Genomic DNA, 17,368 nt, shown 5'->3' on the forward strand with positions numbered 1-17,368 from the left:
CGCCTGCGCGCCCCGCGCCGGGCCAGCTCGCTCCCAGTGGTAGCACTCAGCCGCAGCCCGGCCAGCCCGCGCCCGGCGCCGGCCGGCCGCCGGGAGTTCCGCCGCAGCCCGGAGCGGCTCCGTCACAACCCACCCCGCCGCAACCATCGCCGGGGCCGGCCCGCCAGCCCGGCCAAGCGGCTCCGGGCCAGCCCGCGCCGGGACAGATGGTTCCCGCCCCAGGGGCTGCGCCGAGGGCCGGCCAGCCTCAGCCGGGACAGCCTTCAGCCGTACCGCCGGTCGGCCGCACCCCGGTAGCCCCGGCGCAGCCCGGCACTGTACCTTCGCAGCCTGGCACTGCTGCACCCACGCAGACGGCTCCGTCCCAACCACCGGCCGGACCCGGCCGCCAGCCCGGCCAGGCCGCTCCGGCTCAGGCCGTGCCTGGACAGGCCGTTCCCGGCCAGCCGCCTGTCGCCCCGAATGCCGCAAGTGCGCCGAGCGTTCCTGCCCAGCCGGGAACGGTGCCGTCGCAAGCGGCGCCCGGCGTCGGCCAGCCCGGCGCGCCCTTGCGGCCGGGCGTTGCTCCCGGACAGGTGCAGCCTCCCCAAGGTCAGGCGCCGGCCGGCCAACCCGCGCCTGACCGGCAGGGCCGCCGCGGCGGCATCGGCCTTGGCGGCGCGGCTGCGATCGGACTCGGCGCCGCCGCGATCGGCGGCATCATGGCGACGCAAGGCGCGACGCGGCTCGATGATGTCCGCGGCCGGCGCGAGGAGCGCCGCGAGGGCGATGTCACCATCATCCGCGAGCCCGGCCGCACCATCATCCGCGGCGACGACGACCGCGCCGTCATCCGCTACGACGAGACCCAGCGCTTCCGCGATCTCGGCCTCGACACCCGCAGCGAGCGCCGCGGCGAGGAGAATGTGACGATCTATAATCGCCCCGATGGCACGCAGATCGTCACGGTGACCGACACCGAAGGCCGGCTGCTGCGTCGGTCGCGGCGCGAACGCGACGGCGCCGAGTTCGTGATGATCGACAACGTTCGCCGTGACGGGCCGCAAGCCCGCTTCGCCGAGGAGGTGGTGGTGCTGCCGCCGCCAGAGCTGCGCATCCCGCGCGAACGCTACATCGTCGATGCCGAGCGCGCCGACGAGCGGCTGATCTACGAGACGATCACCGCCCCGCCGGTCGCGCCGGTGCCGCGCCGCTACACGCTCGACGAGGTCCGCTACTCGCCCGATCTGCGCGCTCATATGCGCAGCGTCGACGTCGACACGATCAATTTCGACTCCGGTTCCTGGACCATCACGCAGGATCAAGCCGGGCGCCTGCGGGTGATCGCGCAAGCAGTGCGCCAGGCAGTCGAGCACGCGCCGAACGAGGTCTTCATGGTCGAGGGCCATACCGACGCGGTCGGATCGGATGTCGACAATCTCTCGCTGTCGGATCGGCGGGCGCAGTCGGTCGCCGAGATCCTGACCCGCGACTTCGGTGTTCCCGCCGAGAACCTGACGACGCAGGGCTATGGCGAGCAGTACCCGAAGGTCCAGACGCAAGGCGATTCGCGTGAGAACCGCCGCGTGACCCTGCGCCGGATCACGCCGTTGCTGACTGGCCAGAACCAGCAGTGAGATGAAGAGCGGCGGCGTGCGAGCCGCCCCGCCTTTCTCGTCGGGCCATGGAACAATCCCGGCCTGCCTGGCGTTCCTTCTTGGGGCAGGCTGGTCTTGCGCCTGCCCGACTGGAGCAATGCCATGCGCAAGAACCCATGGGTCCTCCTCGGACTGATCGCCGCCGGGCTGATCGTGGCGGACGCCGCCGCCGCGCAGTCCTCCCCGCCGCAACTCCAGCGTCAGCGCGCCCCCGGTGTGCCGATCGCGCCGAATGCGAGCGAGGTGCAGAAGCTCGAGCTACGCTCCGATCGCGTCGAGGCAAGGCGCGAGCGTGAGCGGCTGGCGCGAGACCGTTCGGGGCCGCCGGAGCCGAACCGCGAGATTCCGATGCCGAAGCCGGTGCCGTCGATCATCGCGCCTTGATCGGAGCTGGCCTTAAAGGTCGCCATTCCGGATTCAGATTCGGGTAAGGCTCGCCACCTATGGTCGTGGCGAGGAGCCTGCCATGAGCGAAATGTCGGTCGCGATCGCGCAAAGCCTGGTCAGCATGAAGTCGGCTGCGACGCAGCAGGCGCTGCAGCTCGAAATGGTCAAGCAGAACGCCGATTCGGATCAAGCTCTGGTCGCCATGCTCCAGCAGGCTGCCGAGCAGCAACAGGCGACGCTCCCCGCCGGCCAGGGCGGCAATCTCGACATCACTGCCTGATTTTCCGACGTCTCCACGTGTAATGCTCACCGCGCATGGCCGCGCGGCGCAAAGCCGTGGTCCTTTGCCAGTTGCGCAGAGATCGGGACAGTTCTAACCTCCGCCTCGTTCCGAGGGGTGCTCGCAAGAGCTGAGATGGCCTGATGGCCGAACCCATCGAACCTGATCCGGGTCATACCGGCGGAGGGACTGGAACGCGGCTGCGCCACAAGTGCATCCGCAGACAGCGACTGGACCGTCAGACGCCCCGGATCTCCTGAACCTGAGAGGGAGGAGATCCTAAGATGAATGCCCACACCAAACCCCAGAAGAACAGCGTCAAGGCCGCGCCGCAGTCGGTGACAACCGGCCCGATCATCGGTTCGCGCAAGATCTATGTCGCGCCACCCGGACATCCCGAGATGCGGGTGCCCTTCCGCGAAGTGCTGCTCACCACGGATTCCGAGCCGCCGGTGCGGATCTACGACCCCTCCGGCCCTTTCACCGAGACCGACGTCTCGATTGATCTCAATGCCGGCCTGCCGCAGCCGCGCCGCGCCTGGCTCGATGCCCGCGGTTTCCAGACCGTGCCCGGCCGCGCTGTCACCGCCGCCGATAACGGCCATATCAGCGAAGCTCAACTCGTGCCGGCCTGCCCGGCGCAGCGCCCGATCCTCGAGGCGAAATCCGGCCAGATGGCGACGCAATACGAGTTCGCCCGAGCCGGCATCATCACCCCCGAGATGATCTATGTCGCGCATCGCGAGAATCTCGGCCGCGCCGCCATGCTGGAGGGCGCCAAGGAACGCCATGCCGATGGAGAGAGCTTCGGCGCCTCGGTGCCGGAATTCGTCACGCCGGAATTCGTCCGCGACGAGATCGCCCGTGGCCGCGCCATCATCCCGGCCAACATCAACCATCCCGAGCTTGAGCCGATGGCGATCGGCCGCAATTTCCTGGTCAAGATCAACGCCAATATCGGCAATTCGGCCGTGACCTCCGGCGCCGCCGAGGAGGTCGAGAAGCTGGTCTGGGCGATCCGTTGGGGTGCCGACACGGTGATGGACCTCTCCACCGGCCGCAACATCCACAACATCCGCTCCTGGATCCTGCGCAACTCGCCGGTGCCGATCGGCACAGTGCCGATCTACCAGGCGCTGGAGAAGGTCGGCGGCGATCCGATCAAGCTCGACTGGGAGGTCTTCAAGGACACGTTGATCGAGCAGGCCGAGCAGGGTGTCGACTACTTCACCATCCATGCCGGCGTGAGACTGCCTTACGTTCCACTCACTGCATCTCGGGTCACCGGCATCGTCTCGCGCGGCGGCTCGATCATGGCGCGCTGGTGCCTGGCGCATCACAAGGAGAGCTTCCTCTACGAGCGCTTCGACGAGATCTGCGAGATCATGCGCAAATACGACGTCTCGTTCTCGCTCGGGGACGGCCTGCGGCCCGGCTCGATCGCGGACGCCAATGACCGCGCCCAGTTCGCCGAGCTGGAGACCTTGGGCGAGCTCACCAAGGTCGCCTGGGACAAGGGCTGCCAAGTGATGATCGAGGGCCCCGGCCATGTGCCGATGCACAAGATCAAGGAGAACATGGACAAGCAGCTGCGCGAATGCGGCGAAGCACCGTTCTACACGCTCGGACCGCTGACCACCGACATCGCGCCGGGATACGACCACATCACCTCCGGCATCGGTGCGGCGATGATCGGTTGGTTCGGCTGCGCCATGCTCTGCTACGTCACGCCAAAGGAGCATCTCGGCCTGCCTGATCGCGACGACGTCAAGACCGGCGTCATCACCTACCGGATCGCCGCCCATGCCGCCGATCTCGCCAAGGGCCATCCGGCCGCGAAGATTCGAGACGACGCGGTTTCGCGTGCCCGCTTCGACTTCCGCTGGGAGGACCAGTTCAACCTGGCGCTCGACCCGGACACGGCGCGCGCCTTCCATGACGAGACGCTGCCGAAGGACGCCCACAAGGTCGCGCATTTCTGCTCGATGTGCGGCCCCAAATTCTGCTCGATGAAGATCACCCAGGACCTGCGCGCCGAAGTGCTGGCGATGGGCGACAACGAGCGCGCCGCGCTGGAAGCGATGGCCTCGCAGGGGATGGCGGCGAAGTCAGAGGAGTTCCTCAAAAAGGGGGGCAATCTCTATCTGCCGGCGGCGGAGTAGAGGCCATGCGCGTCGCTGTGATCGGGGCCGGCGTCGCCGGCCTCGTGACGGCGCTCGAGCTGGCCGAGCGGGGCATCGCGGTCGAAGTGTTCGAACGTAGTGCAGCGCTCGGCCAGCAGGCCTGCTCCTGGGCCGCGGGCGGCATGCTCGCGCCCTGGTGCGAGCGCGAGAGCGCCGAGGAGGCTGTCGTGATCCTGGGCCGGCAGGCGCTCGACTGGTGGCCGCGCCATTATCCCGGCACGCGCGTCCACGGCACGCTCGTGCTCGCCCCGGTCCGCGATGCCGGCGAGCTGACGCGTTTTTCAGCGCGCACGAGCGGCTTCGAGCGGCTCGATGCCGACGGCGTCGCCGCGCTGGCGCCCGACCTCGCCGGCCGCTTCCGGCAAGGCCTGTTCTTCGAGCAGGAGGCTCACCTCGATCCGCGCCTGGCCATTGCGGCGTTGGCTGAGGCGCTTCGGGCGGCCGGCGTGCCGATCCATTATGGCGTCGAGGCTAACGAGACGGCGCTCGATGCCGATCGCATCGTCGATTGCCGAGGCCTTGCCGCCCGCGACCAGATCGGCGAGTTGCGCGGCGTGCGTGGCGAGATGCTGGTGCTGCGTACCGACGAGATCAGCCTCAGCCGCCCGGTGCGGCTGCTGCATCCGCGCATTCCGCTCTATGTCGTGCCGCGCTCCAACGGGCATTTCATGATCGGCGCGACGATGATCGAGAGCGATGATCGCAGCCGTGTCAGCGCTCGCTCGGCGATCGAGCTCTTGAGCGCCGCCTATGCGCTGCACCCGGCCTTCGGCGAGGCAGAGATCGTCGAGCTGCGCGCCGATGTCCGCCCGGCCTTTCCCGATAATCTGCCCCGCATCGTCGAGGATGGCCGGGTTCTGCGTTTCAACGGCCTTTTCCGCCACGGCTTCCTGCTCTCGCCGGCCTTGGCTCGGCAGGTCGCCGATCGTCTCCTCGCACCCCAGGAGCTGTCCCATGCAGATCATCGTCAACGGCGACACGCGTGAGGTCGCCGCCCCGGTCCTGGCCGAGACGCTGGCCGAATTGGGCTATGCCGGCGCGGTCGTCGCCACGGCCGTGAACGAGGCTTTCGTCTCCGCCGCCGCGCGGGCGCAGACGATCCTCACCGAGGGCGATCGGCTCGAGATCCTCGCGCCGATGCAGGGAGGCTAAGGCGATGGATTTCTATGGCTTCGCCCCGCGCTCGCGCCTCTTCCTCGGCACGGCGCAATATCCCTCACCGGCCGTGCTGCAGCGGGCGGTCGAAGTGGCCGGCGTCGATGTCGTCACGGTCTCGCTGCGCCGCGAGGCCGGCCGGCTCGGCGGCGGCCAGGATTTCTGGGCGCTGATCCGGGGCCTTGGCGTCAAAGTGCTGCCGAATACGGCCGGCTGCCATTCGGTCAAGGAAGCGGTGACGACGGCGCAGATGGCGCGCGAGGTCTTCGGCACACCCTGGATCAAGCTGGAGGTAATCGGCGAGGCCGATACGCTTCAGCCCGATGTGTTCGGCCTCACCGAGGCGGCGCGCATCCTCTGCGCCGAGGGCTTCGAGGTCTTTCCCTATATGACCGAGGACCTTGTCGTCGCCGAGCGGCTGGTCGAGGCCGGCTGCCGGGTGCTAATGCCCTGGGGCGCGCCGATCGGCACAGGCAAGGGCCTGAACAACCCTTACGGCCTGCGGGCTCTGCGGGCGCATTTCCCCGATATCCCGCTCGTCGTCGATGCTGGCATCGGCCTGCCCTCACATGCGGCCGCGGCGATGGAGCTCGGCTATGACGCCGTCCTCCTGAACACCGCGGTGGCGAAAGCCGGCGATCCCGCTGCGATGGCGGCCGCTTTCGCCCGGGCGGTCGAAGCCGGGCGCCTCGCCTTCGAAGCCGGGCCGATGGAGCCGCGCGACATGGCCGCACCGTCGACCCCGGTGCTCGGCCGGGCCCTGCTCGGCTGACGAGGGAGAGAACCATGACCGATCGCTATGCCCGCCAGATCGTGCTGCCGGAGGTCGGCCCCGAAGGGCAGGCGCGGCTGGCCCGCGCCAGGGTCCTCGTCGTCGGGGCCGGCGGGCTGGGCTGTCCGGTATCGTCCTATCTCGTCGGCGCCGGCATCGGCCGGGTGCTGCTGGTCGATCCCGACCGGGTCGAGGAAAGCAATCTGCATCGTCAGCCGCTCTACCGGATGGGCGATGTCGGGCGGTTGAAGGTCGAGGCGGCGCGGGCAGCGCTCGTTGCCTATAATCCCGGCGTAGAGGTCGAGGCGGTGGCGCTCAGGCTCGCGCCAGACAATGTCGCGGAGCTGGTGGCGCGAGCCGATATCGTCGTCGACGCCGCCGACAGTTTTGCCGCGACCTATGTTCTGAGCGATGCCTGCCATGACGCCGGCAAGCCGCTGGTCAGCGCATCGATCGTCGGCCTTGCCGGCTATGTCGGCGCCTTCTGCGGCGGCGGGCCGAGCTATCGCGCGGTCTTCCCCGAAATGCCGGCGCGCGCCGGCGATTGCGCCACGGCCGGCGTGCTCGGTCCGGCGGTCGCCACACTCGGCCTGCTCCAGGCGCAAATGACGTTGCTGCTGGCACTGGGCCTGGAGCCATCGCCGCTCGGCCGGCTGATAAGCTTCGACGCGCGTCGCCTCGCCTTCGGCGGTTTTTCCTTTGCCGGAGCCCCGGAACCGCTTGCAGGTTCTTTTCCCTTCATCGCGTCCTCGCAACTCGCCGCCAGCGATATCGTGGTCGAGCTGCGCGGGCTCGAGGAGGCACCGATCGCGGCTTCTCCGGACGCCATCAGACTCACGGTCGAGGAGATCGATCGCTTGTCGCTGGATGACGCTGACGGCCGGCGCATCGTGCTCTGCTGTCGCAGTGGTATCAGGGCGGCGCGTGCCGCCGGCCGGCTCAGCGCACGTGGGGCCACCGACCTTGCGCTGATGGCGCTGGGCTAGACCCGTTCCCATATCCCTTGGTGAAACCGACGGAAGCGAGATGACGAGCACCACCTTGAAGGCGTCGATGCGGACTTTGGGGCCTGAGGAGGTCGCCGATGTTCTCGCCCGTGTGGCGCAGACCCGTCCACGGGTGCAATGCCTCACCAACACCGTGGCGCAGAACATCACCGCCAATATGCTGCTGGCCTTCGGCGCGATCCCCTCGATGGCGATCCATGTCGACGAGGTCGCGGCGATGGCGGAGGGCGCCGGCGCGATCCTGATCAATATCGGCACGATCAATGCTGAGAGCGAGCTCGCCATCCCCAAGCTGCTCGAAGTGGCGCGCGATCGCGGCAAGCCTGTCGTCTTCGACCCGGTCTTCGTCGAGCTCTCACCGCTGCGCCGACATATCGCCGGACAGGTGCTGCGCCTGCCGGACATTCTCGTGCGCGGCAACGCCACCGAGATGGCGGCGCTTTCCTTCGATCTCGCGGCTGCGGAGGGCGTCACCCGGGTCACCACCGGCAAGGTCGACCGCATCGAGAGCGGCACGGCGAACTTCTCCGTCGCGCATGGCCACCCGCTGATGACGAAGGTCACCGGCATCGGCTGCGCCGCCGGCGCGTTGATCGCGGCCTGCTGTGCCGTCGAGGCCGACAAGGCAGTCGCGGCGGCGGCGGCCTTGACCGCATATGGCATTGCCGGCGAAATCGCTGCCGAACGTTGCCGCGGGCCGGGCAGCTTCGAAGTCGAGTTGATCGACGCGGTCGCAGCGATGGATGCGGCGACGCTAGCTGCACGAATGGAAACCGGACGATGAGCGTCGACATCACCCTCTACGGCATCGTCGATCCTCAGATCGCCAATGGCCGTTCCATGGCCGACATGGCGCGCGCGGCGGTCGAGGGCGGCGCGACATTGATCCAGTTGCGCGCCAAGACCGAGACGACGCGCGAAATGGTGCGCGAGGCGCGCGCCATCCGCTCGGCCCTGCACGGCACCAATGTACCGCTGCTGATCAACGACCGCGTCGACGTCGCACTCGCCTCCGGCGCCGACGGCGTCCATCTCGGCGCCGACGACATGAAGCTGGTCGATGCCCGCCGCCTGCTCGGGCCGCGCGCCATCATCGGCGCGACGCTGAAGCATGCGGGGGAGCTGCCCGAACTCGCTTCCGCGAAGATCGACTATGCCTGCATCGGCGGTGTCTTCCCGACAGCGCACAAGGATAATACCGACGCGCCGCTCGGGCTGGACGGGCTTTTGAGCCTACGCCAGGCGGCCGCGCGCGTCCTCGGTGCCTTGCCGGTCGGCGCCATCGCCGGCATCACCGCCGCCAATGCGGGCTCGGTCATTGCGGCGGGAGCCGATGGCGTTGCCGTGATCGGCGCGCTGTTCGGTGGTGACGACATCGCAGCTGCGGCGCGAGACCTCCGGCTTTCGGTCGAGACCGCCCTGTCGCAGCGGGTTGCCGCGAGCGCCTGATCAGGGCTTTACGTACAGGTCCCAGCAAGGCGCCAGCGCGACCTTGTTGCGGCCCTCGAGCGCCCGGGCGAAGTGCTTGAGGATCGCCGCGCGGATCGAGGTCAGCGGACATTTTGGCGCCAGGATCGCATCAGTCTGGCGCAAGCTCTCGATCATTTCCGTATCGAGCTTCGGATTGCTCCGGGTCGGATCGATGCCGATCGGGAGATGGCGCGGCGGCCGACGGTCGAGGAGGTAATTGAGCACATCGACGAAATCGAGCGTAAAGATGCCGTTGAACATGCGCTGGTTGGCATGCTCCCAGGCTTCGATTGCGACGATGGCCTGCTCGATCTCGAGCAGCCAGATCGCGTGGTGGTCGATCTCGGAGTAAAGGGTCAGCGAGGGCTGCTGGCCCGTCGCGGCGAGATCAGCATAGGCCGATTGATGGCTGGCGTAATGCTGCAGCATGATCGGCGCCCGCTCCGCGATATCGGGCTTGACGCTGACCCGTCCGAGCTTGCCGACATCGTCGACTTCAAGTGGGAGATAGGTCGGCGCACCGAGCGTGGCGCGGGCGCTGCGTTCGATGAAGTTCACGGCCGAGGGCGCCGCAATGACGCAGATCAGAAGCAGCACGGCGCGCCGCAGGCTGTCGTTGCGCCGGCGCCAGTCGAGCAGGAGGGCGAGCAGGATCGGCCAGAGCCCGATGAATTCGAGGCTGCCGGTGTTCTGCGTCTCGAAGAAGGTGAGCGCCAGCAAAGCAATGGCGAGCCAGCCCGCCGGTGAGATCGCGAACTCCCGCAGCCAGGCCGCCAGGCCCGCCAACCGCGTCCGCCAGGCGGCATAGGCGAGCAGGCAGATGAGGACGAGCGTTGGCCCGATCACCTCGAACTTGAATGAGGCGACCGTCAGGAAGCGCGGCAGCAGTGCGTCGGTGTTGAGCTTGAGCAGGGTCAGGATGTCGTCGATATAGGCTCGGGTCAGCCCGCCGGTCGCAAGATCGATGAAAGCGAGGGCCCCGATCGTTGCGGCGGCGGCAAGGCAGGCATCGCGAAGGCGCATCCGCCCGGTCAGGACGGCATAGCCGACAAACATCGCCCCGGCGACGGCGCCGGTGACCTTGACCAGGAACAGCGTCAGCATCAGCGCCGCGACGAGCCAGATCGTCAGCGACCGATTGCGCGCGAACATCAGCACGGCGACGAGGACATAGAGCAGCAGCGCGACATGCCGGTTGTAATGGCCGTAGCCGTCGAAGCCCGGCAGCGGATAGACCTCGTGCAGGTTGATCGGCAGCGAGGCGAAAAGCAGGAAGGGCAGCAGCAGCGCCAGCGCGAGCCCGCGTGAGGATCGTGCGACATGGAAGACGAGGATCGCCAGCAGCGGCAGCGTGATCGGCAGCAGACCCCAGTTCGCGGTCAGCAACGGATGGGCGTTCGGGAACAGCCGGTCGAGACCCGCGACGAGATAATAGCCGAGCGGGCCGACCGGGGCGAAGAAGTCGATGTTGGGGACTTGGCCCTCGCGAATGCGCTGGGCGGCGTCGAAATAGACCGCCGTGTCCCAGTAATACGACCCGAGCGGCAGGCGCAGCGGCAGCAGGAGGCCGACGAAGACGAAGGCAACGAAGGCCGCGAGCCAGATCGCGGGACTGGCCCAAAGGCGCGTGGCGACGAGCGCCTTCGCGGCTCCCGTGGCGACCGGCTGGTCCGTACTCGCGCTCATGGTCGTTCCACCGTCACGCACGGCAAGGTAGCGACAAAATCTTACCACGCTCCTTCCCGACAAGATGAAAAGCGGGTTTACCTCCAACAGGCTGGCTGTTTCCGGGGTTTGCGAGGTCATTCGGTGGCAAGACAGTTCGCACGCTCGCCGCTACTCCGGACCATGCTCCTTGGCTTTGCCTTGGTGTTGGCCGTAACGACTCCCGTCGTGGCGCAGGACCGCGCCTTTGCGGATGCCGTTCGCTACGTGCACGACAAGGTCACCGCGTGCTGGAACGTTCCGCCGGCAGCAGCGCCGACGGGCACGATCGTGCGTATTCGGTTCGAGCTCGACCGCGATGGTGGGTTGATTGGTGCGCCGGTCGTACTCGATCAGCCCTTGAAGGCGGGTGTGGCGCTTCTGGCCGAGAGCGCAAGGCGGGCGGTCATCCGCTGCGCGCCCTATGACGGGCTGAAGCGGCACGGTGCGCTCTATCCGCGCTGGCGCGAGATCGTCCTGAACTTTCGCCAACCGGATTGAGCCGGCTCAGGAGCCTGCGATCTCCGCGAAGTGTCTCGGCAGTGTGAAGCCGTGACCGAGCGGATCGTCGGCCTCGATGACGAAGTTTCCTTCGCCGGAAAGATGACTGCGGCCACCGACCTCGACCTTAACCGCACCCGCGGCCGGAAAGTCGACTGGGCCGATCACCCTTCCGGTGAAGGTGCCGCCGGTGATGCTGCGGATCCTGCGGCTCTGGCCGGCAGGGATCAGCCCCTTGGCATGATCGAGCGCCATCCGGGCGGTGACGCCCGATCCGGTCGGCGAACGATCGATCTGGCGCTCGGCGAAGACGCAGAGATTGAAGCTGTCCTGATCCGGCCCGGCCTCGTCGGTGACGATCGTGCCATAGAGGAAGCCGAGATCCGGCTCGGTCGGGTGCGTGATGTTGAGCGTCGCGCGGACCTGGTCGGTCAGCGCGCCTGCCGCCGCGACGATCTCCTCCACCGGTGTCTGCATCAGGTCGAGCCCGAAGCGAGCGGCCGGCAGGATGCAATAATAGGCGCCGCCATAGGCGATGTCGGTGCTGACATCGCCATAGCCGGGCACCGGGACAACGAGATCGCGTGCCTCGACGAAGGCCGGCACGCTCTCGAAGCTGACGTCGCCGACCTTGCCATCCTCGACCTCGCAGGCAAGGCGCAGCAGGCCGCAGGGAGCCTCGATGGCAAAGCGGGTCACCGGTTCGACGGCCTTCACCAATCCCTGCTCGATCACATAGCGGCCAAGCGCGATGGTCGCGTGGCCGCACATGGTCGAATAGCCCTCGTTGTGCGTGAACAGCACGCCGAAGGCCGCTTCCGGATGGCTCGCCGCGACCGGGATGACGCCATACATGCCGTCATGTCCGCGCGGCTCCAGCATCATTGCGCGACGCAAATGATCGTAGCGCTCGCGGGCCTGCCGGCGCTTGTCGAGGATCGCCGCGCCAGTGAGCGTGGGATACCCACCGGTGACGATACGCACCGGCTCACCGCAGGTGTGGTAGTCGATGTAGGCGAGCCGCGTCACAGCAGCCCGCGCTTGGCGAGGTTGCGCATCAGATGCGAGGCGCCGAAGCGCCAGGGCTCGCACTCGTCGGTGCGGCGCATCCGGTTCACCAGCGCGCCGAGCTCGGGGGCAGCGATCGTGACGATGTCGCCGTATTTGTGGGTGAAGCCACCGCCAACCGAGTCGCGATCCTTGATCGGCGCGAACATGGTGCCGAGATAGAGCACCGCCCCGTCCGGATATTGGTGGTGCGGGCCGAGCATCTGCGCGGCGAGATCGGCCGGGTCGCGGCTGATCATGGCGATCGAGGACGAGCCTTCCAGCGTGAAGCCATCCTCGCCCTCGACGGTGAGGCTCACTGTCGTCCTGCGGACATGGTCGAGCGAGAAGTCGCCGTCGAAGAAGCGGATAAACGGGCCGATCGCGGCGGCCGCATTGTTGTCCTTGGCCTTGCCCAGAAGCAGCGCCGAGCGGCCCTCGAAATCGCGCAGATTGACGTCGTTGCCGAGGCTGGCGCCGACAATACGGCCATCCGAGGCGACGACGAGCACGATCTCCGGCTCGGGATTGTTCCAGCTCGAACCCGGATGCAGGCCGGCATCGGCGCCGGTGCCGACCGCCGACATCGGCGGCGCCTTGGTGAAGATCTCGGCGTCCGGCCCGATGCCGACCTCGAGATACTGGCTCCAGCTGTTCTGGGCGATCAGCACCTCCTTCAGCTTCATCGCTTCGGGCGAGCCGGGCTTGAGCTTGGAGAGATCGTCGCCGATGAGCTTGCCGATCTCGGCACGGATCTCGGCGGCGGCCGCCGGGTTGCCGCGGGCCTTCTCCTCGATGACGCGCTCGAGCATCGAGACGGCGAAGGTGACGCCGGCGGCCTTGACCGCCTGCAGGTCGACCGGAGCGAGCAGCCAGGGCTTGCCGTCATTGCGGGCGGTCACCGAACTGTTGGCGAGAAGATCGGCAAGCGAGCCCAAGCTTTCGCCGTCTGCTGCGCGCAAAGCTACTGCCGGATCGGCCGTCTCGCAGAGATCGCGCATGGTTGGGAAGGTCGCGGTGACGTCGATGACCTCGTCGCCCTTCAGCTTAACCACCGACGGCCCGGCGAGATCCGGCCGCCAGATCCGGCCCGCCAGCGCGGCGCGGCCGGCATCGGCCGGCAATGTGTTGGCGGGCGTGAGCGAGAGCGAGGGCATGGCTGATCCGACTGTGTGCAGTGTACAGAAAGGGCGGGAAGAACAGCCGCTTCCGCGGAAAATCGCAAGTGCGCGGATGCGCGTCCACAGCGGGGCGGAAATGTCATCGTTTTGTCATTGAACTGTCGCCCCGGCTTCATGCTAGCTTGCGCACCAACGACAAGAACGCCCGCGCATATCGGGGGCTTAGAGGGAGCTGATCATGACCTTCAAATTGAAGACCCTGACCGCGGTCGGCGCGTTCGCGCTCGCCGCTGCTTCGCCGGCTCTGGCGCAGACCGAAATCCAGTGGTGGCACGCCATGACCGGCGCCAACAACGACGTCGTCGTCAAGCTGGCCGAGGAGTTCAACGCCTCGCAGAAGGACTACAAGGTCGTCGTCGCCTATAAGGGTTCCTACCCCGACACGCTGAACGCCGGCATCGCCGCCTTCCGTGCCGGTAATGCGCCGCACATCATGCAGGTCTTCGAAGTCGGCACCGCGACGATGATGTCGGCTAAGGGTGCGATCAAGCCTGTCGCCGACGTGATGAAGGACGCCGGCGAAAGCTTCGACCCGAAGAGCTATCTGCCAGCGATCACCGGCTACTATTCGACGACGAAGGGCGAGATGCTCTCCTTCCCGTTCAACTCGTCCTCGATGGTGATGTGGTACAACAAGGACGCGCTGAAGAAGGCCGGCCTGCCGGAAGCCCCGCCGAAGACCTGGCCGGAAGTCTTCGAGGCCGCCAAGAAGCTGAAGGCCGCCGGCTTCGACAAGTGCGGCTTCTCGACCGCCTGGACGACCTGGGCGAACATCGAGCAGCTCGGCGCCTGGCACAACGTGCCGGTCGGCACCAAGGCCAACGGCTTCGACGGCTTCGACACCGAGTTCCGCATCAATAGCGATCTCTTCGTCAAGCACCTGACCAATCTCGCCAACCTGCAGAAGGAAGGCGTGTTCTCCTATTCCGGCCGCACCAACACCGGCGAGGGCCGCTTCACGTCGGGCGAATGCCCGCTCTTCCTGACCTCCTCGGCCTTCTTCGGCAACGTCAAGGCCAACGCCAAGTTCGACTGGTCGAACGCGCCGATGCCCTATTATCCGGATGTCGCCGGCGCGCCGCAGAACTCGATCATCGGCGGCGCCTCGCTCTGGGTCATGGGCGGCAAGAAGGCCGACGAGTACAAGGGCGTCGCCAAGTTCTTCACCTTCCTCTCGGATGTCGACCGGCAGGTGAAGCTGCACACCGAGTCGGGCTATCTGCCGATCACCAAGGCGGCCTATGAGAAGGTCAAGGCTTCGGGCTTCTACAAGCAGAACCCCTATCTCGAGACCCCGCTGCTCGAGCTCAACAACAAGGAGCCGACCGATAACTCGCGCGGCGTCCGCTTCGGCGGCCTGGTCCAGATCCGCGACATCTGGTCGGAGGAGATCGAGGCTGCGCTGAACGGCCAGAAGACGCCGAAGGCGGCGCTCGACGCGGCCAATGACCGCGGCAACCAGGCGCTGCGCCAGTTCGAGCGCACCGCCAAGTAAAGAGACGATCGAGGGCCGGGACGTTTCGTCCCGGCCTTTCTTTCCCGCCGGGCTGGCCGATGCAGAAATATGCTCACTTCAAGGGGCTGACGATCCCGCTGCTGCTGCTCCTGCCGCAGCTTGCGATCACGGTCGTCTTCTTCTACTGGCCGGCGAGCCAGGCCGTCTGGCAGAGCTTCCTGCTGCAGGACGCCTTCGGCATCTCGACCGAGTTCGTCTGGTTCGAGAACTATCGCGACCTGTTCTCGAAGCCGGAATATTACAAGGCGCTGATCAACACCGGCATCTTCTCGGTCTTCGTCGCGCTGCTCTCGCTCTCGCTGGCGCTGCTCTTTGCGGTGATGGCCGACCGGCAGATCCGCGGCGCCGAGATCTACAAGACGCTGCTGATCTGGCCTTATGCGGTCGCGCCCGCCATCGCCGGGGTGCTCTGGATCTTCATGTTCGATCCCTCGCTCGGCATGCTGGCACGCGGGCTGCAATCGCTCGGCGTCGCCTGGAACCCACGCCTCAACGGCAATGACGCGATGACGCTGGTCATCCTTGCCGCGACCTGGAAGCAGATCTCCTACAATTTCCTGTTCTTCCTCGCCGGCCTGCAGTCGATCCCGAAGAGCGTGATCGAGGCGGCGGTGATCGATGGCGCCCGGCCGATGCGGCGCTTCTGGACCATCGTCTTCCCGCTGCTCTCTCCGACGACCTTCTTCCTGCTCGTCGTCAACCTCGTCTATGTCTTCTTCGACACCTTCGGCATCATCGACACCATCAGCGGCGGCGGGCCTTCGGGCGCGACCGAGACGCTGGTCTACAAGGTTTATTCCGACGGCAAGGGCGGCACCAATCTCGGCGGCTCGGCGGCGCAATCGGTGATCCTGCTGATCATGGTGATCGGCATGACCGCCTTCCAGTTCCGCTTCATCGAGCGGAAGGTGAACTACTGATGGGCTCCGTACTCTGGCAGGAGCTCACCGCCGAGGAGTTGCGCGAGAAGGCGGCGAAAGATGCCGTCGTCGTGCTGCCGGTCGCCTCGATGGAGCAGCACGGCCCGCATCTGCCGGTTGGCGTCGACACCATCCTGTGCGGCGGCGTCTGCAAGCTGGCAGCCGAGCGCGCCGACGATGTCGAGGTCGTCGTCGCGCCGACCTTGTGGTGCGGCATGGCCGAGCACCATATGGCCTTCGGCGGCACCTTCACCTTCGACATCCCGACCTATCGCGCCGTCCTCCTCGCTTTGCTGAAGAGCATCGAGCGCCACGGCTTCCACCGCGTGGTTATCGTCAACGGCCATGGCGGCAACATCGCCGCGCTCGCCGCCTTCCTGCCGGACTTTGCCCGCGAGACCTCGCTCTCGATCCGCGCCACCACCTATTTCCTGCTGGCGCAGGAGGCGATGGCGCCCTTCATGGACGACCAGGTCAGCGTGCTGCATGCCTGCGAGGTCGAGACCTCGATGATGATGGTGCTGGCGCCGGAGACTGTCCGCAGCGAGCGACTCGCCGAGGCGTTCGGCATGCTGGATGCCGACCTGACGGCGCTGACCCGCCCGACCGTCGGCCGTTACCAGCCCTTCCGCGAGATGACGCAGACCGGCGTGATCGGCGATGCCCGCAAGGCGACGCCGGCGAAGGGCACCGCCTTCCTCGACGCGGCGGCGGATGCGCTGGCGAAGCTTTTGAATGACCGCGGAGGACAGGGCTGATGGTCGAGGACCGCCGTCTTGGCGACGCGATCGCCTATGTGATCCTGACGATCGGCGTGCTCATCTGCGCCTTTCCGGTCTGGCTGACCTTCGTCGCCTCGACCTGGGACAACGCCACCATCATCAACGGGCAATTGCCGCTCTATCCCGGCCCGCACTTCTTCGAGAACTACTACCGCATCCTCTTCGTCGGCACCTCCGGCTCGACCCGCGAACCGGTGGCGAGCATGATGTTCAACTCCTTCGTGATGGCGATGACGATCGCGCTCGGCAAGATCTTCATCTCGGTGCTCTCGGCCTACGCCATCGTCTATTACCGCTTCCCGTTCCGGATGGCGGCGTTCTGGATCATCTTCGTCACGCTGATGCTGCCGGTCGAGGTTCGCATCTTCCCGACCTTCAAGGTCGTCTCCGATCTCGGCATGCTCGACAGCTATCAGGGCCTCGCCGTGCCGCTGATCGCTTCAGCCACCGGCACGCTGCTGTTCCGGCAGTTCTTCATGACCATCCCGGACGAGCTGCTGGAGGCGTCGAAGATCGATGGCGCCGGCCCGTTCAAGTTCTTCAAGGACACGGTGCTGCCGCTGTCGCTGACCACGATCGCGGCGCTGTTCGTCATCCAGTTCATCTATGGCTGGAACCAGTATCTCTGGCCGCTGCTGATCACGACCAAGGACTCGATGCAGACCATCGTGATCGGCATCCGCAAGATGATCACCACCTCCGACGCCCTGACCGAATGGCAGATGGCCATGGCGACCGCCATGCTCGCCATGTTGCCGCCGGTCCTCGTCGTCATCGCCATGCAGAGGCTCTTCGTGAAGGGCCTCGTCGAGACAGAGAAGTAGCC

18 protein-coding genes and 1 riboswitch are annotated in these 17,368 nt (G+C 66.8%); of the genes, 15 read left to right on the forward strand and 3 right to left on the reverse strand.

All coding sequences use genetic code 11. The features are described from left to right. Positions 1 to 419: 419 nt before the first annotated feature. From BLM15_RS31915 to thiE, 10 genes are all read left to right on the forward strand, one after another. Positions 420 to 1,616: an OmpA family protein gene (locus BLM15_RS31915; RefSeq protein WP_236846354.1), complete on the forward strand. Its 1,197-nt coding sequence runs from the start codon at positions 420 to 422 to the stop codon at positions 1,614 to 1,616. Positions 1,617 to 1,739: 123 nt separating this feature from the next. Next, positions 1,740 to 2,021: a hypothetical protein gene (locus BLM15_RS19575; protein ID WP_126114323.1), complete on the forward strand. Its 282-nt coding sequence runs from the start codon at positions 1,740 to 1,742 to the stop codon at positions 2,019 to 2,021. Positions 2,022 to 2,103: 82 nt separating this feature from the next. Then, the gene (locus BLM15_RS19580) at positions 2,104 to 2,304 is read left to right on the forward strand and encodes a hypothetical protein (RefSeq protein WP_126114324.1); all 201 of its coding nucleotides are present in this window, start codon (positions 2,104 to 2,106) and stop codon (positions 2,302 to 2,304) included. Positions 2,305 to 2,407: 103 nt separating this feature from the next. After that, positions 2,408 to 2,511: riboswitch (TPP riboswitch) on the forward strand. A 77-nt stretch (positions 2,512 to 2,588) separates the two neighbouring features. Beyond that, complete coding sequence (gene thiC / locus BLM15_RS19585) at positions 2,589 to 4,466, forward strand: phosphomethylpyrimidine synthase ThiC (RefSeq protein ID WP_126114325.1); 1,878 nt, start codon at positions 2,589 to 2,591, stop codon at positions 4,464 to 4,466. A gap of 5 nt (positions 4,467 to 4,471) precedes the next feature. Continuing rightward, positions 4,472 to 5,473, forward strand: a complete 1,002-nt coding sequence (gene thiO / locus BLM15_RS19590; protein ID WP_126114326.1) for a glycine oxidase ThiO — start codon at positions 4,472 to 4,474, stop codon at positions 5,471 to 5,473. Next, positions 5,442 to 5,639, forward strand: coding sequence for a sulfur carrier protein ThiS (gene thiS, locus BLM15_RS19595; protein WP_126114327.1), 198 nt, complete (start codon positions 5,442 to 5,444; stop codon positions 5,637 to 5,639). Before thiO ends, thiS begins: the two co-directional genes overlap by 32 nt. Positions 5,640 to 5,643: 4 nt before the next feature. Continuing rightward, positions 5,644 to 6,414: a thiazole synthase gene (locus BLM15_RS19600; RefSeq protein ID WP_126114328.1), complete on the forward strand. Its 771-nt coding sequence runs from the start codon at positions 5,644 to 5,646 to the stop codon at positions 6,412 to 6,414. A 14-nt stretch (positions 6,415 to 6,428) separates the two neighbouring features. Beyond that, positions 6,429 to 7,400: a HesA/MoeB/ThiF family protein gene (locus BLM15_RS19605; protein WP_126114329.1), complete on the forward strand. Its 972-nt coding sequence runs from the start codon at positions 6,429 to 6,431 to the stop codon at positions 7,398 to 7,400. Positions 7,401 to 7,440: 40 nt separating this feature from the next. Further along, entirely contained in the window at positions 7,441 to 8,205 is a 765-nt protein-coding gene (locus BLM15_RS19610) for a hydroxyethylthiazole kinase (protein ID WP_126114330.1), read from the forward strand. Beyond that, positions 8,202 to 8,870 (forward strand): thiamine phosphate synthase, encoded by a 669-nt coding sequence (gene thiE, locus BLM15_RS19615; RefSeq protein WP_126114331.1) that lies wholly within the window; start codon positions 8,202 to 8,204, stop codon positions 8,868 to 8,870. Before BLM15_RS19610 ends, thiE begins: the two co-directional genes overlap by 4 nt. On the opposite strand, the gene BLM15_RS19620 is transcribed toward thiE, so the two are convergent. Then, a complete protein-coding gene (locus tag BLM15_RS19620; protein ID WP_126114332.1) occupies positions 8,871 to 10,577 on the reverse strand; it encodes a hypothetical protein in 1,707 nt (568 codons plus the stop codon). It abuts the gene before it with no gap. Positions 10,578 to 10,784: 207 nt separating this feature from the next. Here BLM15_RS19620 and BLM15_RS19625 point away from each other — a divergent pair, with 207 nt between their 5' ends. Continuing rightward, the gene (locus tag BLM15_RS19625; protein WP_126114333.1) at positions 10,785 to 11,096 is read left to right on the forward strand and encodes a hypothetical protein; all 312 of its coding nucleotides are present in this window, start codon (positions 10,785 to 10,787) and stop codon (positions 11,094 to 11,096) included. A gap of 6 nt (positions 11,097 to 11,102) precedes the next feature. Here the strand turns inward: BLM15_RS19625 and BLM15_RS19630 are convergent, their stop codons facing one another. Together BLM15_RS19630 and BLM15_RS19635 are read right to left on the reverse strand one after the other, a co-directional pair. Then, entirely contained in the window at positions 11,103 to 12,125 is a 1,023-nt protein-coding gene (locus tag BLM15_RS19630) for a proline racemase family protein (protein WP_126114334.1), read from the reverse strand. After that, on the reverse strand, positions 12,122 to 13,300 hold the full coding sequence (locus BLM15_RS19635) for a fumarylacetoacetate hydrolase family protein (RefSeq protein ID WP_126114335.1): 1,179 nt from the start codon (positions 13,298 to 13,300) through the stop codon (positions 12,122 to 12,124). The genes BLM15_RS19630 and BLM15_RS19635 overlap by 4 nt, the downstream gene beginning before the upstream one ends. Before the next feature lie 202 nt (positions 13,301 to 13,502). On the opposite strand from BLM15_RS19635, the gene ugpB reads away from it, so the two are divergent. Genes ugpB through ugpE form a run of 4 tightly spaced genes read left to right on the forward strand, consistent with a single transcriptional unit; the run spans position 13,503 to position 17,366 of the window. Beyond that, on the forward strand, positions 13,503 to 14,819 hold the full coding sequence (ugpB, locus tag BLM15_RS19640; protein WP_126114336.1) for a sn-glycerol-3-phosphate ABC transporter substrate-binding protein UgpB: 1,317 nt from the start codon (positions 13,503 to 13,505) through the stop codon (positions 14,817 to 14,819). Positions 14,820 to 14,878: 59 nt separating this feature from the next. Next, positions 14,879 to 15,760 (forward strand): sn-glycerol-3-phosphate ABC transporter permease UgpA, encoded by an 882-nt coding sequence (gene ugpA / locus BLM15_RS19645; RefSeq protein ID WP_126114337.1) that lies wholly within the window; start codon positions 14,879 to 14,881, stop codon positions 15,758 to 15,760. After that, positions 15,760 to 16,518, forward strand: a complete 759-nt coding sequence (locus BLM15_RS19650; RefSeq protein ID WP_126114338.1) for a creatininase family protein — start codon at positions 15,760 to 15,762, stop codon at positions 16,516 to 16,518. The genes ugpA and BLM15_RS19650 overlap by 1 nt, the downstream gene beginning before the upstream one ends. Further along, positions 16,518 to 17,366 carry a sn-glycerol-3-phosphate ABC transporter permease UgpE gene (ugpE, locus tag BLM15_RS19655; protein WP_126114339.1) on the forward strand — a complete coding sequence of 283 codons (849 nt, stop codon included), beginning with the start codon at positions 16,518 to 16,520 and terminating at the stop codon, positions 17,364 to 17,366. Before BLM15_RS19650 ends, ugpE begins: the two co-directional genes overlap by 1 nt. The last annotated feature ends 2 nt before the right edge of the window (positions 17,367 to 17,368 follow it).

It is taken from the genome of Bosea sp. Tri-49 (assembly GCF_003952665.1).
In the GTDB taxonomy this organism is placed as follows: Bacteria; Pseudomonadota; Alphaproteobacteria; order Rhizobiales; family Beijerinckiaceae; genus Allobosea.